The sequence below is a fragment of the Rhodococcus shunpengi genome, from assembly GCF_048381395.1.
Taxonomy (GTDB): Bacteria; Actinomycetota; Actinomycetes; order Mycobacteriales; family Mycobacteriaceae; genus Rhodococcus.
In genome coordinates this window covers 57,727-78,521 of sequence record NZ_JBLWIU010000028.1, presented here as the reverse complement: position 1 = coordinate 78,521, position 20,795 = coordinate 57,727, and the positions used below count along the sequence as shown (strand labels likewise).

Annotated in this window: 25 protein-coding genes; 11 read left to right on the top strand and 14 right to left on the bottom strand. The window is 69.0% G+C overall.

The window, feature by feature from the left end:
* Window positions 1-4 precede the first annotated feature (4 nt).
* The 3 genes from ACNJ7K_RS16350 to ACNJ7K_RS16340 are packed head-to-tail and all read right to left on the bottom strand — an operon-like array spanning window position 5 to window position 3,360.
* Window positions 5-1,405 (bottom strand): DUF5691 domain-containing protein, encoded by a 1,401-nt coding sequence (locus tag ACNJ7K_RS16350; RefSeq protein WP_487041940.1) that lies wholly within the window; start codon window positions 1,403-1,405, stop codon window positions 5-7.
* Window positions 1,402-2,691 carry an SWIM zinc finger family protein gene (locus ACNJ7K_RS16345; RefSeq protein ID WP_487041939.1) on the bottom strand — a complete coding sequence of 430 codons (1,290 nt, stop codon included), beginning with the start codon at window positions 2,689-2,691 and terminating at the stop codon, window positions 1,402-1,404. Before ACNJ7K_RS16345 ends, ACNJ7K_RS16350 begins: the two co-directional genes overlap by 4 nt.
* Window positions 2,692-2,733: 42 nt before the next feature.
* Entirely contained in the window at window positions 2,734-3,360 is a 627-nt protein-coding gene (locus tag ACNJ7K_RS16340; RefSeq protein ID WP_487041938.1) for a TetR/AcrR family transcriptional regulator C-terminal domain-containing protein, read from the bottom strand.
* A gap of 161 nt (window positions 3,361-3,521) precedes the next feature.
* Between ACNJ7K_RS16340 and bioB the strand changes: the two genes are divergently transcribed.
* Both bioB and bsaP read left to right on the top strand, forming a co-directional pair.
* On the top strand, window positions 3,522-4,535 hold the full coding sequence (bioB, locus tag ACNJ7K_RS16335; RefSeq protein WP_088898478.1) for a biotin synthase BioB: 1,014 nt from the start codon (window positions 3,522-3,524) through the stop codon (window positions 4,533-4,535).
* Window positions 4,535-4,735: a biotin synthase auxiliary protein BsaP gene (gene bsaP, locus ACNJ7K_RS16330; protein ID WP_120283154.1), complete on the top strand. Its 201-nt coding sequence runs from the start codon at window positions 4,535-4,537 to the stop codon at window positions 4,733-4,735. Before bioB ends, bsaP begins: the two co-directional genes overlap by 1 nt.
* Before the next feature lie 30 nt (window positions 4,736-4,765).
* On the opposite strand, the gene ACNJ7K_RS16325 is transcribed toward bsaP, so the two are convergent.
* From ACNJ7K_RS16325 to ACNJ7K_RS16315, 3 genes are read right to left on the bottom strand one after another with little or no spacing between them, the layout of a single operon-like run.
* Entirely contained in the window at window positions 4,766-5,332 is a 567-nt protein-coding gene (locus ACNJ7K_RS16325) for a DUF488 domain-containing protein (RefSeq protein WP_487041937.1), read from the bottom strand.
* A 16-nt stretch (window positions 5,333-5,348) separates the two neighbouring features.
* Window positions 5,349-5,996 (bottom strand): maleylpyruvate isomerase family mycothiol-dependent enzyme, encoded by a 648-nt coding sequence (locus ACNJ7K_RS16320; RefSeq protein WP_088898437.1) that lies wholly within the window; start codon window positions 5,994-5,996, stop codon window positions 5,349-5,351.
* A gap of 44 nt (window positions 5,997-6,040) precedes the next feature.
* The gene (locus ACNJ7K_RS16315) at window positions 6,041-6,898 is read right to left on the bottom strand and encodes an SDR family NAD(P)-dependent oxidoreductase (protein WP_487041936.1); all 858 of its coding nucleotides are present in this window, start codon (window positions 6,896-6,898) and stop codon (window positions 6,041-6,043) included.
* 153 nt (window positions 6,899-7,051) lie between these two features.
* Between ACNJ7K_RS16315 and ACNJ7K_RS16310 the strand changes: the two genes are divergently transcribed.
* Together ACNJ7K_RS16310 and ACNJ7K_RS16305 are read left to right on the top strand one after the other, a co-directional pair.
* Complete coding sequence (locus tag ACNJ7K_RS16310) at window positions 7,052-7,681, top strand: TetR/AcrR family transcriptional regulator (protein WP_088898477.1); 630 nt, start codon at window positions 7,052-7,054, stop codon at window positions 7,679-7,681.
* A gap of 49 nt (window positions 7,682-7,730) precedes the next feature.
* Window positions 7,731-7,898: a hypothetical protein gene (locus ACNJ7K_RS16305; protein WP_487041935.1), complete on the top strand. Its 168-nt coding sequence runs from the start codon at window positions 7,731-7,733 to the stop codon at window positions 7,896-7,898.
* Between the two features lie 15 nt (window positions 7,899-7,913).
* On the opposite strand, the gene ACNJ7K_RS16300 is transcribed toward ACNJ7K_RS16305, so the two are convergent.
* On the bottom strand, window positions 7,914-8,624 hold the full coding sequence (locus tag ACNJ7K_RS16300; protein ID WP_487041934.1) for an NUDIX hydrolase: 711 nt from the start codon (window positions 8,622-8,624) through the stop codon (window positions 7,914-7,916).
* Window positions 8,625-8,706: 82 nt separating this feature from the next.
* On the opposite strand from ACNJ7K_RS16300, the gene nadA reads away from it, so the two are divergent.
* The 5 genes from nadA (at window position 8,707) to ACNJ7K_RS16275 (ending at window position 14,174) form a co-directional block, all read left to right on the top strand.
* Window positions 8,707-9,738 (top strand): quinolinate synthase NadA, encoded by a 1,032-nt coding sequence (nadA, locus tag ACNJ7K_RS16295; protein WP_487041933.1) that lies wholly within the window; start codon window positions 8,707-8,709, stop codon window positions 9,736-9,738.
* The gene (locus ACNJ7K_RS16290) at window positions 9,735-11,327 is read left to right on the top strand and encodes an L-aspartate oxidase (protein ID WP_487041932.1); all 1,593 of its coding nucleotides are present in this window, start codon (window positions 9,735-9,737) and stop codon (window positions 11,325-11,327) included. The genes nadA and ACNJ7K_RS16290 overlap by 4 nt, the downstream gene beginning before the upstream one ends.
* A 1-nt stretch (window position 11,328) precedes the next feature.
* Window positions 11,329-12,195 carry a carboxylating nicotinate-nucleotide diphosphorylase gene (gene nadC, locus ACNJ7K_RS16285; RefSeq protein ID WP_120283144.1) on the top strand — a complete coding sequence of 289 codons (867 nt, stop codon included), beginning with the start codon at window positions 11,329-11,331 and terminating at the stop codon, window positions 12,193-12,195.
* A 197-nt stretch (window positions 12,196-12,392) separates the two neighbouring features.
* Window positions 12,393-13,838, top strand: a complete 1,446-nt coding sequence (locus ACNJ7K_RS16280) for a WS/DGAT/MGAT family O-acyltransferase (protein WP_487041931.1) — start codon at window positions 12,393-12,395, stop codon at window positions 13,836-13,838.
* Window positions 13,839-13,937: 99 nt separating this feature from the next.
* Entirely contained in the window at window positions 13,938-14,174 is a 237-nt protein-coding gene (locus ACNJ7K_RS16275) for a hypothetical protein (protein WP_455408943.1), read from the top strand.
* A 170-nt stretch (window positions 14,175-14,344) separates the two neighbouring features.
* Here the strand turns inward: ACNJ7K_RS16275 and ACNJ7K_RS16270 are convergent, their stop codons facing one another.
* From ACNJ7K_RS16270 to ACNJ7K_RS16260, 3 genes are all read right to left on the bottom strand, one after another.
* Window positions 14,345-14,806: a DUF5994 family protein gene (locus ACNJ7K_RS16270; protein WP_455408942.1), complete on the bottom strand. Its 462-nt coding sequence runs from the start codon at window positions 14,804-14,806 to the stop codon at window positions 14,345-14,347.
* Between the two features lie 330 nt (window positions 14,807-15,136).
* The gene (locus tag ACNJ7K_RS16265; protein ID WP_455408941.1) at window positions 15,137-15,478 is read right to left on the bottom strand and encodes a hypothetical protein; all 342 of its coding nucleotides are present in this window, start codon (window positions 15,476-15,478) and stop codon (window positions 15,137-15,139) included.
* A 425-nt stretch (window positions 15,479-15,903) separates the two neighbouring features.
* Window positions 15,904-16,176, bottom strand: a complete 273-nt coding sequence (locus ACNJ7K_RS16260) for a hypothetical protein (RefSeq protein ID WP_455408940.1) — start codon at window positions 16,174-16,176, stop codon at window positions 15,904-15,906.
* Between ACNJ7K_RS16260 and ACNJ7K_RS16255 the strand changes: the two genes are divergently transcribed.
* Together ACNJ7K_RS16255 and ACNJ7K_RS16250 are read left to right on the top strand one after the other, a co-directional pair.
* A complete protein-coding gene (locus tag ACNJ7K_RS16255) occupies window positions 16,155-16,403 on the top strand; it encodes a hypothetical protein (protein ID WP_487041930.1) in 249 nt (82 codons plus the stop codon). The genes ACNJ7K_RS16260 and ACNJ7K_RS16255 overlap by 22 nt on opposite strands.
* 67 nt (window positions 16,404-16,470) lie before the next feature.
* Entirely contained in the window at window positions 16,471-16,764 is a 294-nt protein-coding gene (locus ACNJ7K_RS16250) for a DUF2470 domain-containing protein (protein ID WP_487041929.1), read from the top strand.
* Between the two features lie 37 nt (window positions 16,765-16,801).
* Here the strand turns inward: ACNJ7K_RS16250 and ACNJ7K_RS16245 are convergent, their stop codons facing one another.
* From ACNJ7K_RS16245 to ACNJ7K_RS16230, 4 genes are all read right to left on the bottom strand, one after another.
* On the bottom strand, window positions 16,802-17,920 hold the full coding sequence (locus tag ACNJ7K_RS16245; RefSeq protein ID WP_487041928.1) for an alpha/beta fold hydrolase: 1,119 nt from the start codon (window positions 17,918-17,920) through the stop codon (window positions 16,802-16,804).
* A gap of 64 nt (window positions 17,921-17,984) precedes the next feature.
* Window positions 17,985-18,410, bottom strand: a complete 426-nt coding sequence (locus tag ACNJ7K_RS16240; protein WP_120283137.1) for a hypothetical protein — start codon at window positions 18,408-18,410, stop codon at window positions 17,985-17,987.
* Between the two features lie 109 nt (window positions 18,411-18,519).
* Entirely contained in the window at window positions 18,520-20,274 is a 1,755-nt protein-coding gene (locus tag ACNJ7K_RS16235) for a PHA/PHB synthase family protein (protein WP_455408936.1), read from the bottom strand.
* Between the two features lie 111 nt (window positions 20,275-20,385).
* Window positions 20,386-20,769 (bottom strand): helix-turn-helix domain-containing protein, encoded by a 384-nt coding sequence (locus ACNJ7K_RS16230; protein ID WP_088898432.1) that lies wholly within the window; start codon window positions 20,767-20,769, stop codon window positions 20,386-20,388.
* Window positions 20,770-20,795 lie beyond the last annotated feature (26 nt).

Here is a 20,795-nt window from a genome sequence, read left to right as displayed (position 1 = left end):
TCGGTCAACTCAGCTCCTCGTGGATCGTCTTGCGGAGGGTCAGGGTGTCGGCTGCGCTCGCGAACAGGTGCAGGCGACCGAGATCGTCGGTGCGGTTCGCGGCGTCGGCCAGCAGGTCGGCCAACTCGAAGGGTGCCCGGTGGGCGAGCAACGTCAGCACGTCGCGCACCACGCGGGTGGTCGTCAGCTTCGTGTACAGCGCGGTGAGCACCTTCTCGGCGACATCGCGCGGCCACGGCGCCGGGAGCGCGGCGAGCAGCGTGTCGTCGAGAACCGCGGACGGCGACACATCGCGCAGGTGCGTGAGCAGGATGTCGCGGGGCACGACCTGCGCGACCGCCGCGTCGACGGTGCCGTCGCGTCGTAGCAACGCCGCAGCCCAGTCGCCGTCGCGCTGCCGGACCGCCGCGCGGCCCCACCCCTCCGTCAGTGCCGTGCGGACGGTGTCGTCGACATCGAACTCCGGTAGCACCGTGTCTCCGGCGTGCTCGCGCCACATCGGCAGCGGAGCCGCCGCGACCGCCGCCACCAGCAGATCGCGGGCCGGATCGTCGACGAGACCGTCGCGGAGTGCGCCCTCGTCCGGCCGGTCGGGAACAGCGAGCGTGACGGTCGAGCCGTCGACGAGCAACCACTGCCGCACCCGCTCGGCCATGCGCCGCGCGAACGTGGAGTCCGGCAGGCGGGGGAGAAGGTCGAGTGCCACGGCACGGACCTTGCGGCTGCGGTCGTCGAGGGCGCGTTCGAGCAGGTCTTCGTCGTGCGGACCGAGACCGACCGCGAGCAGGGCGACGAGCTCGGCCCGCTGGGCCGCGGTCTGCGCACCCCACGACGCCGCGAGTGTCGCCGTCGCCGCGGCCGGGTCGTGCGCGCGCAGCGCCTCGAACCATCGGCGTAGCCGGGCGGGCGGACCGGCGTGCCAGGGCGTGTCGTCGAGCGGGTCGGGCGGCAGCAGATCGGCCCATTCCGGGTTGCGCGCTGCCACCCAGCGTCCGCGGGAACCGGTGAGCGTGACCAGCCGGTCGCGGTGCACCGCGTCGGTGGTCGCGACAGTCAGCAGGTCGACCACGATGTCGTGCGACGCGCGGAATCGGGCCGCCACCTCGAACCACTCGTCGAGCAGCGGGGAGCGGACGGCGAGCAGCGCGCGCAGGCGTTCGGCAGCCGCGCCGGGGAGGACGGGACGGTCGTCGTCCGGGGCCGGCGACGGCAGTTCGCGGACCACGGGCACGGTCGCGGCGGTGAGGAAGGTCGTCTCCAGTGCGGCGGCGGCGAGCAGCGTCGCGGCGGGGTCTCCGGCGAGTTCGCCCGCAGCGTCGGCCGTGTGCAGCGCGTCGAACTCCGGCGCGGAGCGTGCCGTGCCGAGAAGTGCTGCGGTCGTAAGCAATTCGGGCAGGGCGGTCACCAGGTCATCACCTGTCCTTCGGTGAACAGTGAGACGGGAGCGAGAGCGGTTCCGTCCCAGTCGCCGCAGACCGTGACGGGACGACCTCCCGCGACGGCGTGCAGCCGCCAGCGGCTGTCGTCGTCACCGGCCAGCGGCAGTGCCCGTCCGGACGGGTCGACGACGTACCAGCCGTCCTCGCTGTCGGTGGGGGTGACCGCGTCGAGCAGGACGGGCCAGGTGCGCAACCACGGATCTGCTCCGCGCATGCGGGCGTATTCGTCCAGCGCAGCGTCGAGTCCGGTGGCGGGCAGGGTCGTGAACGGCTCCGTCTCCCCGTGCTGTCGGCCGAGCACGGCTCGCAGTGGGGCCGCGCCGGGGTAGAAGTGCAGATCGGCGTCGACCAGCGAACCGGGGAAGGGGAGCGGCGTGGTGAAACGTGCTGTGCCGTGAGCGAAGTCGAGCAGGATCGCCCAGCGTCCGCTCGACCGCCCCCGAAGCCACGTCTTGCGGGTGAACATCCGGCTCTCCTCGGTGACGCGCACGGCGAGGACCTGCCAGCGGTCGCGCACAGCCGGTTCGGCGCGGACCTCCTCGCTACGGGTGCTGAAACCGAGATGGGTCTGCAGCGAACGCAGGAGCGGCCTCGGCAGATCGTCGCGCTGTCGGTACGCCACGGTCATCAGGTGCAGGCGCGCGTACTCGGCGAGCAGCCTGGCAGGCCAATCGGTTTCGTCGTTCACGACGGTGGCCAGGGTGCGCAGTGCCGACGCCGCGCCGGGAGCCTGGGCGTCGACCATGCGGGCGGCGATCGTCTCGTAGGTGTCGTAGCCGTGATCCACCGCCCCGAGGCCGTGCCGGATGCGGTCGGTCAGCCAGCGGTCGAGGTCGTCGAGTCCTGCCGCGACCCGCTCGGCGCGGCGCTGGGCGGTCGCCGGATCGGGCGCCTTGACCGGCTCGTCCACCGGGGCGGGAAGTGTGGTGGACGCGACGCGGGCGGCGAGCCATCCGGTGACGAAGTCGGGTGCCTGCGCGGCCGGCACGGCACCCTCGGACCAGCGCACGAGCAGTGACAGGGCGTGCTTGCAGGGCAGTTTCCGGCTCGGGCACGTGCACGTGTAGGCGGGAGCGCTCGGGTCGATCGCCGTGCGGTACGGCGTGGTGCCGCGTCCGCGGCACAGTCCCCACAGGGCGGTGGTGTCGTGACCGGTCTCGAGCCATGCGGAGGCGACGCCGCGCGCAGCCGTCATCGAGGACGGATCGGGCGCGACGGCGTTGATCTGCTGGAGGGTCCAGGGGGCGGTCACGAGCGTCGAAGGTACGAGGCGGGTCCGACAGGAACGGTGGGATCAGGATGTCGCACGGGTCTCCAGACGTGCGCGGATGCCGTCGACGAACAATCGCAGACCGAATTCGAACCGGACGGCGGGGTCGCCGTCGAGCAGGTCGTCGTCGGCCTCGGCCGGCTGCTCGGTCGCGACCTCGGGGGACAGCGGTGCGCGCGTGAGCGCGCCGAGTTCCTCGAGCTGCGCGCGGGACTGCTCGTCGACGGTGTGGCCGAGCACGTAGTGCAACAGCGCGTAGCCGGTGAGTTCGGCGTACGCCCGCGACAGACCCGCGCGTTCCGCGGTGCCGACGAAGGCATCGCGGGCCCGCGAGGTGGTCAGCCGGGAGGCGTAGCTCGAGGCGACGAGTTCGGCGCCGTCGCGGTGGGCGAGCAGTGCGGCACGGAAACGGTGCGCGAGCTCTGAAAGGGCATCGTCCCAGGCGTCGCTCGCGGGCGGTTCGTCGACACCGTCGAGGATGCGGTCGGCCATGGCGCCGAGCAGGGTCTGCTTGTTCGGGAAGTGCCAGTACAACGCGCCGGGCTGGACGCCGAGCGACGACGCGAGCTTGCGCATCGTCAGGTCGCCGAGCCCGTACTCGTCGAGGATCGCCATGGCGCCGTCGAGGACGTCGCCGCGTCGCAACTGCACTGCTTCTTCGCTCCCGCTTCTCCTGCTGCCCGCGGCGGTACCACGCCACGGGGGATCCGAACCGAAGGATTCGTGCCTTTGACACTATCGGACGCTTCGCCCTAACCTGAACGCTGTTCAATTGAACGATGTTCAAGTTCTCGCCACCCCAGGAGACGGCAGTGACCCAGGCGCCCGCCCGCACCGACATCCTCGAAATCGCTCGCGACCAGGTGCTGGGTCGCGGAATCGGCTTCGACCGTGACCAGACCCTCGAGGTCCTGCAGCTGCCGGACGACCGCATCGACGACCTGCTGGCGGTCGCCCACGACGTGCGCATGGCATGGTGCGGACCGGAGGTCGAGGTCGAGGGGATCATCAGCCTCAAGACCGGCGGCTGCCCCGAGGACTGCCACTTCTGCTCGCAGTCCGGCCTGTTCGCCTCCCCGGTGCGTGCCGCCCGGCTCGACATCCCGTCGCTCGTCGAGGCCGCGAAGCAGACCGCCAAGACCGGAGCCACCGAGTTCTGCATCGTCGCGGCCGTACGCGGACCCGACGAGCGCCTCCTCTCGCAGGTCGCGGCCGGTATCGAGGCGATCCGCAACGAGGTCGACATCCAGATCGCGTGCTCGCTCGGCATGCTCACTCAGGACCAGGTCGACCGGCTCGTCGCGATGGGCGTGCACCGCTACAACCACAACCTCGAGACCGCCCGCTCGCACTTCCCGAAGGTCGTCACCACCCACACCTGGGAGGAGCGCTTCGAGACGCTGCGCATGGTCCGCGAGGCAGGTATGGAGGTGTGCTGCGGAGGCATCCTCGGGATGGGTGAAACCGTCGAGCAGCGAGCCGAATTCGCAGCCGACCTCGCGGCGCTCGAGCCCGACGAGGTGCCGCTCAACTTCCTCAACCCGCGCCCCGGCACCCCTTTCGGTGACCTCGAGGTGCTGCCCGCCACCGAGGCGCTCAAGGCCGTGGCGGCCTTCCGATTGGCGTTGCCGCGCACCATCCTCCGGTTCGCCGGCGGCCGCGAGATCACGCTCGGCGATCTCGGCGCACAAAAGGGGATCCTCGGCGGGATCAACGCCGTCATCGTCGGCAACTATCTCACCACGCTCGGCCGGCCGGCGGAGACCGACCTCGATCTGCTCGGCGAACTGAAGATGCCGATCAAGGCCCTCGGCGAGACGATCTGATGTTCGATCCGTTCACCGGCGAAGCGATCGTCGACGGGACGGTCCGGACCCATTCCGCAGCAGTGCAACTCGGACTCGAACCGCCACGGTTCTGCGCTCGGTGCGGTCGGCGGATGATCGTCCAGATCGCGCCGGACGGGTGGTGGGCACGGTGTTCGCGCCACGGGACCGTCGATTCGGTGATGAGCGAACAGCGCTGAGCACCGACCCGATTCGACGGCCGACGGGTTCTACCCATCGTCGTCGGGATCGCCCGGATAGGTCACGACCCCGTCGGAATCCACCGACGGCGTCGCGCCCCACTGTCCCAGCACGTGCTGTCGAGGCTTCGCGTTGTTGACGAGATGCACGACGGTCCATCCCCGTGCGGCGAGGATGTTCGCGATCAACAGTCGGTGACAGCGCCACGGCATCGGCTCACCGCACATGATCGCGACGTGCCGGTGCTCGGCCAGTTCGGTGAGGCGCTCCAATCCGGCCTCGAAGTCGTCGGTGAGGGTGTAATCGGCGTAGTTCTTGAAACTCGCGTTCTTCCAGCCCGCGTTGAGGGCCGGATCGATACCCTTCTGTTTCGGCCGCCTGCCACCGAGTTCGGTGAGGTGCAGATAGCCGATCCCGGCACTGTCGAGCCAGGACGGCATCTCGTCGGCGTCGAACTGCGGGCTGCGGCGCGAACCGGGCATCTTCCGTACGTCGACGACGAGTTCGATGTCGGCCGAGTTCAGCGTGTCGAGCAGGACGGACTGCGGACACGTCCAGTGGCCGATGGTCCACAGGACGCGGGAGTCGGCACTCATGGCACCCATCGTCCCATCACGCGGGCGCCACCCGTCGGCGTAGTTCCTCGGCGCCGTCGCCCTCCAACCGGGACAACCCCGCACGACGGCCGGCGAGCAGCAACAGGATCGCGGAGATCGGTCCCCGCACCTCGGGTCCGGAACCGGAGGACCACTCGGTATCGGTTGCACTGAAACGGAATCCGTCGAGCGGGACGTCGGCGAAGACCCGGGCCTTGCCGGTGCCGCGGGTGGACCACATCCGAGTGGCGCCGGCCGCGGCGGCATCCGGTGGCATCGGCAGGTCGCGCTGCAGCGGTACCGCGATGTCCTGGCCGTGGACGAGCAGATCGATCATGGCCTCGAGCGGGGTGATGCCCACGTTGTGCCGCCGGGAGCCGATCATTCCCCGAAGGTCCGCGATCAACTCCTGTGTCGGTCGCCGGGCACGGTCGCGAGAGGACTCGCGGATGATCGTGTTCACCCCGCCGCGATGACGCACGACCATGCGGACGAAATCGACCACGGTGAGCTGCTGCAGCGTGAGGTGCGCGGCGACGTCGCGCACGGTCCAGCCCTCGCACAGCGACGGCCGGCGCCACTCGTCGTCGGTCAGTTGTTCCAGCAGGTCGGCGGTTCGTGCGCGCTGCTCGTCGATCGTGTTCCAGATGTCGTCGACGTTCATGGGATCACCTGACCTGGGTCCGCCGGACACGCGATCCGCCCATTCTAGATCGCGGATCGCTCCCCACCCACGGATTCCGGCGCCGGTACGGCATCCTCCGCGGCACGGCTCACCGACTCCCACTCGAGCCAGATGTCGATCTTCTCCCGGGTGGCGGCGACGGCCGCATCCAGCACGGCGTTGCCCAGGACGATGCGTCGCGGCGGTCGGTCGGCATCGACGACCTCGAGGAGTGCCCGCGCGGCCAGGGTGGGGTGGCTGTCGATGCTCGTGGACGCGCTCTGCTCCTCGATCTCGGCTCGCAGCGAGTCGTAGTCCGATTGCGGAGTGCTCACCGTCATGGTGGTGTAGAGATCGGTCCAGTAGCCGCCCGGCTCGACGATCGTGACGTCGATGCCGAAATGCGCGGCCTCGACGGCCAGTGCTTCACTGAGTCCTTCGAGGGCGAACTTGCTCGCGCTGTACAGCCCTGTGCCGGCCCCGCTCAGTACGCCCCCGATGCTCGAGATCTGCACGAGATGCCCGCGTCCTCGGCTCCGGAAGGCCGCCATGGCGGCCTGGCTGACCCACATCGCTCCGAAGAAGTTCGTCTCGAACTGTGCACGCGCCTGCTCCTCGGTGAACTCCTCGACGAATCCGTAGGTCATGGTGCCCGCGTTGTCGACGACGATGTCGAGGTCTCCGAAATGTTCGCGTGCCCTGTCGAAAGCGGCGAACACCGCCGTGCGGTCGGTGACGTCGGCCGGGAGTCGGAGGAGACGCTCCGGATCCCGGGGGAGATCGGCCGATTCGATCGATCGTGAGACGGCCACGACGTTGTCACCTCTCGACAGCGCGGCACGGACGAACTCCCTGCCCAGGCCGCGGCTCGCGCCGGTGATCAACCAGGTGCGGGGACGCACGCCGGGGGTGACGGAGGATGGGATTGTCGGTTGGGTCTTCAATGGACACCTCCTGGATGAGACGAGACGGTCCGTCTCGTTCATTCGAGAATGATCCACGGAGGACTGTCTGTCAAGACGCAACGTCTCGTCTCGGTGCGGTATCGTCGTCTCATGCCCGCACGCCCCGAAACCGGACACTCCCGGCGGAACCCTGCCTCGCGGAAAGCGATCCTCGATGCCGCTTTCGAACTGGTCGCCGAGGTCGGCTACTCGAAACTCGGTATCGAGGCGATCGCCGCCCGGGCCGGCGTGGGGAAGCAGACGATCTATCGCTGGTGGCCGTCGAAGGGAGCTGTGCTCCTCGATGCGTACCTGGCGCGCACGCAGGGCGACGCCGGGGACGAGGCCGCACTACCCGACAGCGGCGACCTGCGCGCGGACCTCATCGCGGTGCTGCAGGCCACCGTGGCGGAGCTGCGTGATCCGACGTTCGCCGTCCCGCTGCGCGCGTTGACCGTGGCGGTACTCGAAGACCCCGAACTCGCAGCGGAATACGAACACCGGCTCGACACACCGATGCGGGAGATGAAGAAGGCCCGACTCCGGGCCGCGCAGAATGCGGGGCAACTGCCGGACGACCTCGATCTCGATGTCGCCGTGGACTTGCTGTTCGCACCGGTCGCCCAGAAGTGGTCGGCCACCGGCGAACCCCCGTCGGACGACTACGTCCGCACGCTGGTCGAGACCGTCCTCGACGGCCTGACGCGCTCGGCCGAGGGCGTTCGGTCCGCGAGCATGTAACGCGCGACTCCTCGTGTCCGACACACACATCGGAATCGCATGACGATCTGTGCACGACGAACGGGGAGGGGCGGCATGGGTTCGGTCGACATTTCTGGAATGGATCAGCGAGGGCTATCTGGCAGGCGATCCGCTGCGCTCGGCGCTGTTCGTCGGGTCGGCCTTCCTGACGATGCCGCTGCAGTTGCTCGAGGTCATCATGGGTCGGCCCTTCTGACCTCTTCGGGGAGGTTCACACCGGCGGTCGCAGGGCGGCGAATTCGTCCGTCACGCGCAGCCGGGAATCGGTGAAGCGGTAGAGCGCCGGGGGGCGACCCCCCGCTTTTCCGGACGGTGCGGTGTTGCCGGTGCGGGTGAGTACGTTCCGGCGCGCCAGCACTCTTTGGAGATTGGTAGCGTCCACCTCGTATCCCAGTGCAGCGCAATAGATGTCGCGCAGAGTCGACATGGAGAACTCCGCCGGCGCGAGGCCGAACGCGATGTTCGTGTACGACAGCTTCGCGGCCAGGCGCGCATGGGCGTTCGCCACCATGACCCCGTGGTCGAAGGACATCTCGGGAAGGTCCGAGACCGGATGCCAGGCCGTATCGGCCGGCAGCTGGGGATCCGAGGTCAGGGGGATCAGGCCGAGATAGGTCGCCGCGATCGTGCGTGGACCCGGCACCCGATCCGGGTCGGAGAAGACCGACAGCTGTTCGAGATGCGCGACCTTGCGGACGTCGACCTTCTCCGCGAGTTGCCGCCTCGCCGACGTCGTGAGGTCCTCGTCGTTGCGTAGTTGCCCGCCGGGGAGCGACCACGTGCCGACCTGCGGATCGAGGGCCCGTTGCCACAGCAGCACCCCGAGTTCGGGTTCTTCGCGGAGGGTTCCCGAGGCGTCCGGGAAGCGGCGAACCTGGAACACGGCGATGAGCACTTCGTGACGGGTGTTACCATGTGGCATGTTTTCGATCCTAAGTCGAAAACCTCGAACACGGCAATTCCGGTACAACCCGCCGGGATGACACCCTCGAAGGAGCTAGGCCATGACCACGACCGAGTGGGCGGGAGCCGCCACCATCGTCGACGGCCCCGGCGGATACACGGGCGTCGAGGCGACGCCGGAATGGGCCGAGGAGGTCCGTCGGCTGGCCCGTGAGCGCAACGCCACGCTGCTCGCGCACAACTACCAGCTTCCCGCGATCCAGGACGTCGCCGACCACGTCGGCGACTCGCTCGCGCTCTCGCGTATCGCCGCCGAGGCCGAGGAGGACACCATCGTCTTCTGCGGCGTGCACTTCATGGCCGAGACCGCGAAGATCCTCAGCCCGAACAAGACGGTGCTCATCCCCGACGAGCGCGCCGGCTGCTCGCTCGCCGATTCGATCACCGCCGACCAGCTGCGCGAGTGGAAGGCCGACCACCCCGACGCCGTGGTCGTCTCGTACGTCAACACCACCGCCGAGGTCAAAGGCCTGACCGACATCTGCTGCACCTCGTCGAACGCCGTCGACGTCGTCGCGTCCATCGACCCCGACCGTGAGGTGCTGTTCCTGCCCGACCAGTTCCTCGGCGCCCACGTCAAGCGCGTGACCGGCCGCGAGAACATGCACATCTGGGCGGGGGAGTGCCACGTGCACGCCGGTATCAACGGCGACGAGCTCGCCGCGCAGGCCAAGGCGCACCCCGACGCCGACCTGTTCGTCCACCCCGAGTGCGGCTGCGCCACCTCGGCGCTCTACCTCGCCGGGGAGGGCTTCGTGCCCGACGACAAGGTCAGGATCCTGTCCACCGGCGGCATGATCGACGCCGCGCGGGAGACCGGCGCGAAGCAGGTCCTCGTCGCCACCGAGGTCGGCATGCTGCACCAGCTCCGCAAGGCTGCGCCCGGCATCGACTTCCAGGCGGTCAACGACCGCGCATCGTGCCCCTACATGAAGATGATCACCCCCGCCGCCCTGCTCCGCTGCCTGCAGGAGGGACGCGACGACGTCCACGTCGCCGCCGACGTCGCCGAGCGGGCCCGCCTGTCGGTGCAGCGCATGATCGCCATCGGCAACCCGGGCAGCGGCGAGTGACCACCGCCATCACGGTCGCGTGGGAGGACCACGCCGACCTGGTGGTCGTCGGGGGTGGCGTCGCCGGTCTCACGGCCGCGCGCGCCGCCTCCCGGCGCGGCGCGCGGGTGCTCACGGTGAGCAAGGGTGGCCCCACCGACACGGCCACCCAGTACGCCCAGGGCGGTATCGCGGTGGTGGCCTCGGTGGGCGACAGCGTCGACGCCCACGTCGCCGACACACTTGCCGCAGGCGGGGGATTGTGCGACGAGGACGCGGTGCGCTCGATCGTCACGGCCGGCCCCGACGCCGTCACCGCCCTGCGCGATCTCGGCGCGGTGTTCGACACCGCCGGAGACGGCGACATCGCCCGCACCCGCGAGGGCGGGCACAGCACCCGCCGCATCATCCACGCCGGTGGCGACGCGACCGGCGCCGAGGTCCAGCGCGCCCTCGGTGCAGCGGCACAGCGCGCCCTCGGCGCGGCCGGCCTGCCTGTCCTGTTCGGAGCCGCTGCCGCCCGGGTCCTCACCGACGCGCGGGGTGTCACCGGACTGCTCGTCCTCGACGAGCGCGGGTACGGCGTCGTCCACACCCCGGCCGTCTTGCTCGCCACCGGTGGCCTCGGGCAGCTGTACGCGTGCAGCACGAATCCGCCCGGCGCCACGGCCGACGGCATCGCGCTGGCCCTGGCCGCCGGCGCCGGCGTCGCCGACCTCGAATTCGTCCAGTTCCACCCGACCGTGCTGTTCGCGGAAGGAGGCACCGGACGTCGGCCGCTCATCAGCGAAGCGGTGCGCGGTGAGGGAGCGCGACTGGTCGATTCCCGCGGCCGATCGATCACCGACGGTGTGCACCCGCTCGGCGACCTCGCGCCCCGCGACGTCGTCTCGCGGGCCATCGCCGAGCGACTCACCGCGCTCGGCGAGGACCACGTCTACCTCGACGCACGTCACCTCGACGGGTTCGCCACGCGTTTTCCGACCATCACGGCGATGTGCGCCGAGGCCGGTCTCGATCCGGCCCAGGATCTGCTGCCGGTCGCTCCCGCCGCCCACTATTCGTGCGGCGGTGTCGTCACCGACGTGCACGGCCGCACCCGCATCCCCGGTCTGTACGCGGCCGGTGAGGTGGCACGCACCGGCCTGCACGGCGCGAACCGGCTGGCCTCCAACAGCCTTCTCGAAGGGCTCGTCCTCGGCGAGCGCGCCGGGGTGGCAGCGGCGATCGAACGGGCCGGAACGCCTGTCGAGACCGACGGCGTTCCCGTCGTCGCCGCGACCGTCTGCGATCGTGCGGTGCTGCAGCAACTCATGACCCGGCACGCGCTGGTCGTGCGCGACGCCGACGGATTATCCGCTGCCGCAGTCGAACTCGACGACGCGAGCGTTGCCACGCCGTGTGCCGACGCGGATCGGCTCGAGGACGCGGCGCTCACCGTCACCGCGCGGGCCCTGCTGCTCGCGGCGCAGCGCCGCACCGAATCGCGGGGATGCCACACCCGCAGCGACCATCCGGACACCGACCCGGCGCAGGCACACAGCTTGGAACTGCGCCTCGACGACGGCGAGTTGTCCTTCACCACACCGGAACTGACAGGAGCGAACTGAGATGACCACCGCGCTGCCCGACGGACTCGACCTCGCCGAGACCTGCGAGCTGGTCCGGAAGGCGCTCGACGAGGACCTGCGCTACGGACCGGACGTCACCACCGACGCCACCGTGCCCGCCGACGCCGTCGCCACCGCCTCGGTGGTCGCGCGGCAGGCCGGCACCCTCGCCGGTCTCGACGTCGGGCTGCTCGTCCTCGACGAGGTCATCGGGGCCGATCACTACCGCGTGCTTGACCGCAGGTCCGACGGGGAGCGGGTGCTGCCCGGCGATTCGGTCCTGACCGTCGAGGCGCCGACCCGCGGCCTGCTCACCGCCGAACGCACGATGCTCAATCTCCTGTGCCATCTGTCGGGCATCGCGACGGCGACCTCGCACTGGGTCGATGCGGTGACGGGCACCGAGGCGAAGATCCGCGACAGCCGCAAGACGCTGCCGGGAATGCGCGCGCTGCAGAAGTACGCGGTGCGGATGGGTGGCGGCGTCAACCACCGCATGGGACTCGGCGACGAGGCGCTGATCAAGGACAACCACGTCGCGGCGGCCGGTTCGGTGGTCGCCGCATTGCGAGCCGTCCGCGAGCACGCCCCCGACATCGCGTGCGAGGTGGAGGTCGACACCCTCGAGCAGTTCGACGAGGTGCTCGCCGAGAACGTCGAGTTGATCCTGCTCGACAACTTCCCGCTGTGGCAGACGCAGATCGCGGTGCAGCGGCGCAACACCCACGCGCCGCGGACGCGACTCGAATCCTCCGGCGGCCTGTCCCTCGACGTCGCCGCCGACTACGCGCGCACGGGCGTCGACTACCTCGCGGTGGGTGCGCTCACCCACTCCGTCACGGTGCTCGACTTCGGCCTGGACATGTAGGGCGTAGGTCGCACGTCACCGACCGGACGAATCGGACGCGTCATCGGAAGATTCGTCGGTGAGACGGTCCCCGCACCCGCGCCTTCTGGGGTAGAACTGACAGCACATCGACGTGCCGGGACCGGTCACGTGGGGGCGGGCTCCGGTGGTGGCCGGTGCTTGGTGGGGGAGGAAGACAGAACGCGATGCGGTTACCGATGGCACCGACCGACTCGATGTTCCTGCTCGGCGAGTCGCGCGATCATCCGATGCATGTCGGCGGTCTGCTGCTGTTCCAGCCGCCGGAAGGCGAGGATGCGAGCGACCTGCGGTCGATGTTCGCCGAGGCGCTCTCCCGCGAGGAACCTGCCGGGCCGCTGTGGTGCAAGCGGCCCACCCGGTCGCTGTTCACCCTCGGTCAGTGGGCGTGGGAGGACGATCCGCGTTTCTCCATCGACTACCACGTGCGGTTCAACGCGCTGCCGTCCCCGGGCACGATGGACGATCTGTGGGAACTCGTCTCCCGCCTGCACGCCTCGCTGCTCGACCGCACGCGTCCGCTGTGGGAGATGCATCTGATCGAGGGTCTGGCCGACGGTCGTTACGCCCTGTATGTGAAGATCCACCACGCGCTCGCAGACGGGGTCGGTGCGATGCGCCTGCTCCGCCGCGCACTCAGCACCGACCCGGACCGCACCGACATGCCGGCCCCGTGGGCGGTCGCCGACGCCCGGTCGACGAGCCGGTCGGCCGTGGGCACCGCGATCGGATTCCCCGGTGCAGTCGTCCGTGCGGCGACCGGCGTGATGAACGACGCGGTGAACGTGGTGTCCGAGGCGGTGGCACTGGTCCCGGCGATCGTCGGCACCGTCGACCGGGCACTGCACAATCGCGGGGGTTCGCTGTCGCTGGGCGCTCCGAACACCATCCTCAACCGTCAGATCTCCGGATCGCGCAGATTCGCGGCACGGTCCTGGCCGATCGAACGACTGCGCATGGTGGCCAAGGCCGCCGACGCGACACTCAACGACGTCGTCCTCGAACTGTCGGGCGGGGCTCTGCGGGCGTTCCTCTCCGAACACGATGCGCTGCCGGACGATTCGCTGGTCGCCATGGTTCCGGTGTCGTTGCGTCGGAGCACGAGCTCGTCGGGCAACGAGATCGGCATCCTGATGTGCACCCTCGCAACGCAGTGCGCCGATCCGGTGGAACGGCTTGCGCGTGTGCGCGGTTCGATGATCGAGGGCAAGCACGCGATGAATTCGATGTCGAAACTCGGTCGTCTCGCGACGAGTGCGGTGGGCGTGGCACCCCTGGCGGTGGGGGTGCTCACCGGCAATCGGGCGCTGCCGCGTCCGCCGTTCAACGTGATCGTCTCGAACGTGCCGGGTCCCGACGCCCCGCTGTACTGGAACGGTGCGCGTGTCGACGCGCTGTATCCGCTGTCGGTGCCCGTCGACGGGCAGGCGCTGAACATCACGTGCACAAGCACCGACGACGAGATCGCCTTCGGGTTGACCGCGTGCGGCCGCACGGTGCCGGATCTCGTCAGATTGCTCGATCACTTCGACACCGAACTCGAGGCGTTGGAATCCGCTCTCGGGGTCCGCGTGCAGGTCGACGACGACGAGATGCGCGGGGAGAGCGGCACCGGACACGACTGAGCGGCATCGAGAGGATCATCGATGTTCGTCGCTACCGTCAGCGGCTCTCAGCGGTGCATCCGACGAATGTGTCGGTAGCGAGGTGTTTCCGGCTCGATATTGGCTGTCGAGGAATCGACGGCGATGTTCGTCGAGGACTGCCGCGTCCCGCAGGTCGCGGTCGTGTTGTTTCCGGGCGTGGGCGTCGCGATCGGCGGTGTGGCGCCGCTCGGTCCGGTTGGCGGCACGGCCGGCCGCCCCGTCGCTCAGGACGTGCGCCGCCGTGCGGTCGCACGTGATCAGTACTCGTCGGCAGACCGAACGAACGACGGAATCCTGCTCGGGATGACGCGGTAGGTGCTGCTCGAGGACCGCCAGCGGGGTTCGTAGGAGGCGGTAGTGGGTCCGTAATACTGCCTCGATCGTGGAGGGCAGGGGCATTCTCAAGCGCCTTTCGTGCACATCGTGGTCTCCGGACGCCACAGAAGCCCCGGGTGAGTCCGTCTACGTCCGGATATCGATGGTGCTCAGATTTGTTCCGGATTCGGTGCGACGGTCTTCTGCATGCTCTCGTACGCTTGGCGGGCGTCGAGCACGGGCTCGATGATCGACAACCGAAGGCAGGTTTCGCGCCGGCCGAAAACGTACATCAGGTTGCTCGGTTGATCCGGTGCCGGTCCGACGAGTTCGATACCGTCCGGGGGATCGATACCTCGCTGCGACAGGCTCAGGACATTCCAGTCGAACGCGATTCGTTCGGTTCTCCCCAAGCGGGAGGTCAGTGCGGAGACCAGATCGTGGAGTTCGGTAGTGAGATTGTCGCCCCGCGGCCACCAGGCCCCGTCCACGCCGGTGGAGTGGTCATCGGGATCGCGGAGAAGCAGCCGCACCGTGCGGGTCGGCACATCGAAGGGCTGTCCACCGCCGGCAGCGGCTCGGAAACGTCTCAGGTCCCGGTTGGTGAATGCGCGTCGCGGATGTTCCGTCATGTCACACACCCGCGCCGGGTACGGATCGAGGCCGGTGCAGGCAGCCGATGTCCGTTTCGTCGGCCGCCCACGAGGCCTGCCCCCAGGTGCATGGATGCGGGTGATCATCGGCCCGGGGTCGCGGATGTCCGGCGGGGTAACGAGAGAAAGATCGATCGGAGCGGATCCGGGCGTTGTGCAGCGTCATTGCGACGCTCCTGACTGGGCCGTAGGGCGGCCTGCTCGTTCGACGAGGACGACGGGATCGGACATGATCACGTACTGCAGCCTCGGCACCTTCAGCCTACCGTTCCGGTATCGAGGTGGGAGGAGCTCACGTGTGCGAAGTGTTCACGGGCGACCTCGGGGTGAGCGCCGACGTGTACGCGTGCGTGGCCGTGCGGTCGTGTGCCGGTGCGGCCGGTCGTGGCCGTGCACCAGCGAGCACGGTAGCTCGTCGTCGCAGTGCACGCCGCATTCCGGCAGCGGGCACCCATGATCGGGCAGGTGGAGGAGACAGAAGTAGTCGCCGCACCCCGCCTCGTCGTCCCCCTTGTGCCCGAGGGGGTTGTCCCCGCACAGATACCCGCGTCCCCGGTCGATCCGCAGGTGGCACTGCGGATCGTCGCATTCGGCCTCGACTCCGTACCCGGCTTCGCGGCCGTCCGGAAGGATGTAGTACACGAAACCCATGGCTTCTCCTCGTCGGTGAAACGCGTCGGATCCGGAGGGACTTCGGTGGAGGGTCTCCGACTCCGAAGGTGTTCGTCCTCGCTCCGCGAGGAGATCGATGCGAGGGGTGGTGTGAAGACGGCATCGTCGGCTGTCGACGGAACCGGCGATGCCTCCGAGCTGAGCTGTCCGGATGGACAGGCCCGGGTGCGGACGGTGTGCCCTCCCGTCGCAAATCGGAAACGTACGTGCTCGACGGTCATCGAGCGAATGTGCCGATGGTGGGCCGGATCGGCTGCGCAGCCCCCTGCAGGGCGCATCCGGTCCGGCTGGTCCAGCCTCCCATCATCGTGTGACCAGCGATAGGTGGGTGTTCACATCGGCGGCGGGACCGGGATCCTCGGTACGCCGCCGCAACTTTCCGGATGGAACCCTCGACATCGAGGCTAGACGTCGACCGGTTCGAGCGTCGAACGATCCTCGAGGCGACGCACCAGCGGTGCCGGCACGATCGCGACGAGGGCGATGCACCCGCCGACGACGAAGGCCGTCTGCACGCCGGAGACCGACGCCGTCATGAGCGGGGTCATCAGCACGGCCATGCCGATACAGAACACGACGTGCATCGCGACGACGACACCGAGCGTGGTGTCGGTGCCCAGCTGCGTCAGCCACCACTGCCCACCGGCGAGCAACAGTGCACCCGGAACTGCAGGCACTGGCCGCAGCCCAGGAGAAGTCACTCGTCGACCGGTTGCGCGAACGGATCACGGAGCAGGCGGAGAATACGGATCCGACGACGGTCCGCCTGCTCGCAGAACTGGCCGTGGTGGTGTGGCGCACGAGCTGGGACAGGTGGGACGAACTCGCCCTCGCCGGCGACGACCGCGATCCGGTCGAGGTGTATCGCGAGTGCCGAGAGTCGTTGCGGCGCATCGTGGAATGAGTTGTCGGCGGTCGCGACCGGGACCGACGCGCTCGTCGTCCGCCCCGATTGGTTACGCTCAGCGCCCGTGACCGACTTCGACAGCCAGGTGGTGGCGGCTGTGACCGCCCATATGAACGACGATCACGCAGCAGACGGCCTGCTCATCGTGCGTGCCTTCGCCGAGCCAGGCGCCGTCGAGGCGCGGATGACCGGCGTCGACCGCGAGGCGGGGGAGTGGGTCGTCGTGATCGACGGTCGCGACCACACCGTGCGCATCCCGTGGCTCGAACCGGTGACCGACCGGGCGGGACTCCGCACGGCCGTCGTGGATCTCTACAAGGCGGCGTGTACACGCCTCGGGGTCGACACCCCGTCCTGATCGCTGTCCCGACCGCGCTGCGGCCGGGACAGCGCGATCATGTCGACGCTGCCAGCCGTCGGGCGTGCGGCGTCCACACCTCCGTGAGTGCACGACGGCCGATGAACAGCCCGATGTGGCCGGCGTCGGCGATCGTCGTGGTGATCCTCTCCGGCGGGGTCGAGACGTGCTCCGCCAGCGCCGTGACCTGCCGGGGAGTCGCGATCGGATCGGCGGACCCGGCGATCAGATGGACCGGGCAGTCGACGGCCGAGAGGTCGACGATGCGTCCTTCGACCCTCAGCGTGCCGGCGACGAGTTCGTTGCCCACGAACAGGTGTCGCATGATCCACTCGCGGAAGGCCGAGGGGATCTCCTGCTTCCAGGTGAACCAGTGCCGTTCGGCTTCCCACCGCGCGACCTCGTCGGGATCGTCGAGCAGTCCGAGCAGCGTCATCGCACGTTCGACCTCACCGATCGGATCGGTGGTCGGCACCCCGACGGCCCGCGCCGCCCCGTACCAGAAGTCGATCGTCGTGGCCGCGGCCCCGCGAGGCGCGTGGGCCAGCACCGACAGCGCCGGTTGGTCGACGTGGAAGTCGATGGGAGCTCCCGCCACGGTCAGCGAGTACACGCTCTCGGGATGCAACGCCGCGTAGACGGTGCCGAGCCACCCACCCTGGCTGTCGCCGATCAGGTTCACCCGACCACCGAGATGGTCGACGGCCTCGGCGACGACCGCCAGGTGCTCGTCGATCGAGCAGCCGTCCGTCGCGGGAGTCGCGGGTGCCCAGTCGAGACAATGCAGGCGGGTCAGGCCACCGGCGCGGAGGGCTTCGACCTGACTGCGGTCGACGGAATGGTCGACGATGCACGAGTGGGTGCCGGCCTGCGGCGGCAACAACAGCGTCGGGATCTCGTCGCGTGCGGGGTCGGAGGTGCTGCAATCACGCAGACCTCCGAGGGACCACCGGCGCACGACCGGCCAGTCCGTGGACCAGCGCGGCGGCGTGGCCGAGGTCAGGGCGCGGCTGTACCGGTTCGCGTCGGAGACCAACGTGCACGGTGTGGCGCCGCGTCGTACGAGGCCGGCGAGATAGGCGCTCCAACCGGCGATCGCCGCGGTCCCGAGACGAAACGGGGCCGCGGCGATCCGGGCGGGTGTCAGTGACAGCATGCACTGCACCGGAGAACGTCCGCTGATGCGGTGTTCGGTATCGACTGCATCGAGGAGTCGACGATTACTTCAGCAGGTCGCGAGCGGTGCTCGTGACGGTGGTAGTGAGCTCGCGAGCGAAGGAGACCTGCGCCTTGGCGAGATCGGCGACCCACTCGACGGGGGTGGCGTCGGCGACCTTCTCCTGCAGATCCAGGATGCTCGAGACGGCCTTCTCGTAGGTGTCGACGCCGAGGTTTCCGCTCTGCTTCGCGGCGTCGATGAACTTCGCGTTGAACTCCTGGAAGCGCTCGGTGGCCTCGTCGACGGTCTTGGTGAACTCGGTGGCGGCCTTGTCGGCGACCGCAGCGGCCGTCGAGGTGAGCTTCTCGGCCGACTGCTGGGCCGTTGCGGTGGCCTCGGTGGCGGCCTTCGTGGCGGCTTCCGTCGCCTTGGCAGCGGCATCGGTGGCCTTGGCGTTGGCGGCGGTGGTCTTGGTCGGTGCGGTCATGATGTGTACCTTCCGTGGGCGCTCGTGACAGGAGCGGGGCTTCCCCTGTGGGGGTGCGCTCGGATCAGCGCTGTTAGCAGGTTAGCAAAATGATAGCTAACGCGCAATGTCACTCGAAGACATAGGTTCCCGGGGCATCGCACAGCGGCGGATGCTGCGCGCTGCCCATCGCCGGGGGAGCGACCAGCTCACCGGCGCGCTTCGTCGACCATGCGGTCCAGTCCTCCCACCACGACCCCGCGGTGCGAGTGGCCTTCTCCGACCATGCCTTCGGGTCCTCGGGCAGCTTCGGCAGCTTCTCGCCGTCGGGCGCGCCGACGGCCTCGAACCAGGCCTTCGGATTGGGGGGATTGACCGCGCCGGCCACGTGGCCCCCGCTGGTCAGGACGTACCGGACCGACCCGCCGAGCAGGCCCGTCGCCTTGTACGACGACGTCCACGGCACGATGTGATCGTTGATCGCTCCCACCACATAGGTGTCGCACGTGATGTCCGACAGGTCGAGGACCTCGCCGTCGAGCTCGTACACACCGCGCGCGAGCTCGTTGCGGCCGTACAGCGACCGCAGGTAGTGCGAGTGCATCTTCGCAGGCATGCGGGTGCTGTCCTCGTTCCACGCCAGGATGTCGAAGGCGGCCGGCTTCTCACCCTTCATCCACCGCGACACCCAGTAGTTGAAGATCAGATCGCGCGCGCGGATCATGTCGAAGCTGCCGGCCATCTCGTTGCCCGAGAGGAAGCCCTGCTTGCTCATCCGGAATTCGACACGGTCGAGCGTCGCCGGGTCGGTCAGCAGCGCCAACTCGCCGACCTCGCTGTAGTCGAGGAGCGTGTTGAGCATCGTGAACGCGCTGATCCGCTTGTCGTCGAGCTTGCCCATGCGGGCCGCGGCCATCGCCGCCATCGCGCCGCCCAGGCAGATCGACAGCACCTCGATACGCGAGGATCCGGTGACCTCCTCGACGACGTCGAGCGCCGCCGCGACACCCTGCCGGAAGTAGTCGTCCATCGTGATCTCGTGCATCGACTCGTCCGGGTTGCGATACGAGATCGCGAACACGGTGCGGTTGTGCTGCACGGCCCACTCGATGAGGCTGCGCTGCGGCGCGAGATCGAGGATGTAGTACTTGTTGATCCACGGCGGCGCCGCCAGGATCGGGATCTCGTGCACCTCGCCGGTCTGCGGGGCGTACTGGATGACCTCGATGAGGTCGTTGCGGAAGACGACCTTGCCGGGGGTTGCGGCCATGTTCTCGCCGAGGGTGAACGCCTCGCGATCGACCTTGAGCGGCAGGCCTTTCCGGTGCACGACGTCCTCGATGGCGTACTTCGCGCCGCGGAACAGGCTCGCGCCACCGGTGTCGAGCGCGCGCACGAGCACACCCGGGTTGATGAGGAAGTTCGACGGGGCGAGCGCGTCGAACATCAGGTTCGCGAACTGGCGGGCTTTGCCGTCCTGCACGGGGTCACCCGAGCCGGCGTCGGCGAGGTCCTCGACGTACTCGCGGGTGGCGAGATAGCTCTGCAGCAGCGAGAAGTAGGCAGGGTTCTCCTTCCAGGCGGCATCGGAGAACCGGCGGTCCTTCGGATCCAGCGGCACCGGGGGCTGCGGATCGGCGGCGTTCCACACGCGCGTCGCCGCCGCCGGAATGTTCGCCAGGCGGGTCGCGTACTCCGTGGTCGCGCCGGCCACGGCCCGCGGATTCTTCACTGCACGGCCGGCGACGGATGCGACGGCCGGTCCCCACCCGATCGGGTCGAGGGAGGAGGTGAGCTTCTTCTGCAGATGGTTGAGCACCGAGCAACTCCAGAACTGGGTGAATGGTCCGGAGCCGATGGTGACGTCGTCGACGGAGGCGCGCACCTTACCCCCAGGTACGTGCTACCTGCATGTTCGTCGACGGGGCGACGAAACCGGGTTGACCTCGAATGCTGCGTGACGCACGAACCCGTCCGGTGACGATTGTGAGAATGCTCACTCCTCGTCGGGTTCGCGTCCTCCACCACGCCGACGACGCGCCACGGTGACCTCCCGGAACGCCTCGTACATCTCCTCGAGCGAACGCCGCTGGGGATTGGTCAGGTCGGGATCCTCGCGAATCGCCCGCAGGACGGCGGACTCCGCTCCGTCGTCGGCCTGCGCGTGGGCCGCGAGGGTGTCCGCGGACAGATGCAACTGCTCGGCGATCGCTTGCAGCACACGCTCGCTCGGCGCCCGCAGGTTCCGTTCGATCTGCGACAGGTACGGATTCGAGATGCCCACCATCGCCGCGAGTTGACGCATGGGCAGTTCTGCGAGCTCACGCTGGCGGCGGATCAACTCGCCCAATGTGCTCGGGCGCGACTCGTCCTCGTCCATGCCGACAGCATAAGCACGGTGATCCG

What these genes read in the sequence shown, in the direction of transcription:
- bsaP (WP_120283154.1), top strand. Translation starts at nt 4,535, where the DNA reads ATGTTCGATCCGTTCACCGGCGAAGCGATCGTCGACGGGACGGTCCGG.
- ACNJ7K_RS16325 (WP_487041937.1), bottom strand. Translation starts at nt 5,332, where the DNA reads ATGAGTGCCGACTCCCGCGTCCTGTGGACCATCGGCCACTGGACGTGT.
- ACNJ7K_RS16320 (WP_088898437.1), bottom strand. Translation starts at nt 5,996, where the DNA reads ATGAACGTCGACGACATCTGGAACACGATCGACGAGCAGCGCGCACGA.
- ACNJ7K_RS16310 (WP_088898477.1), top strand. Translation starts at nt 7,052, where the DNA reads ATGCCCGCACGCCCCGAAACCGGACACTCCCGGCGGAACCCTGCCTCG.
- ACNJ7K_RS16300 (WP_487041934.1), bottom strand. Translation starts at nt 8,624, where the DNA reads ATGCCACATGGTAACACCCGTCACGAAGTGCTCATCGCCGTGTTCCAG.
- nadA (WP_487041933.1), top strand. Translation starts at nt 8,707, where the DNA reads ATGACCACGACCGAGTGGGCGGGAGCCGCCACCATCGTCGACGGCCCC.
- nadC (WP_120283144.1), top strand. Translation starts at nt 11,329, where the DNA reads ATGACCACCGCGCTGCCCGACGGACTCGACCTCGCCGAGACCTGCGAG.
- ACNJ7K_RS16280 (WP_487041931.1), top strand. Translation starts at nt 12,393, where the DNA reads ATGGCACCGACCGACTCGATGTTCCTGCTCGGCGAGTCGCGCGATCAT.
- ACNJ7K_RS16270 (WP_455408942.1), bottom strand. Translation starts at nt 14,806, where the DNA reads ATGACGGAACATCCGCGACGCGCATTCACCAACCGGGACCTGAGACGT.
- ACNJ7K_RS16265 (WP_455408941.1), bottom strand. Translation starts at nt 15,478, where the DNA reads ATGGGTTTCGTGTACTACATCCTTCCGGACGGCCGCGAAGCCGGGTAC.
- ACNJ7K_RS16245 (WP_487041928.1), bottom strand. Translation starts at nt 17,920, where the DNA reads ATGCTGTCACTGACACCCGCCCGGATCGCCGCGGCCCCGTTTCGTCTC.
- ACNJ7K_RS16240 (WP_120283137.1), bottom strand. Translation starts at nt 18,410, where the DNA reads ATGACCGCACCGACCAAGACCACCGCCGCCAACGCCAAGGCCACCGAT.
- ACNJ7K_RS16230 (WP_088898432.1), bottom strand. Translation starts at nt 20,769, where the DNA reads ATGGACGAGGACGAGTCGCGCCCGAGCACATTGGGCGAGTTGATCCGC.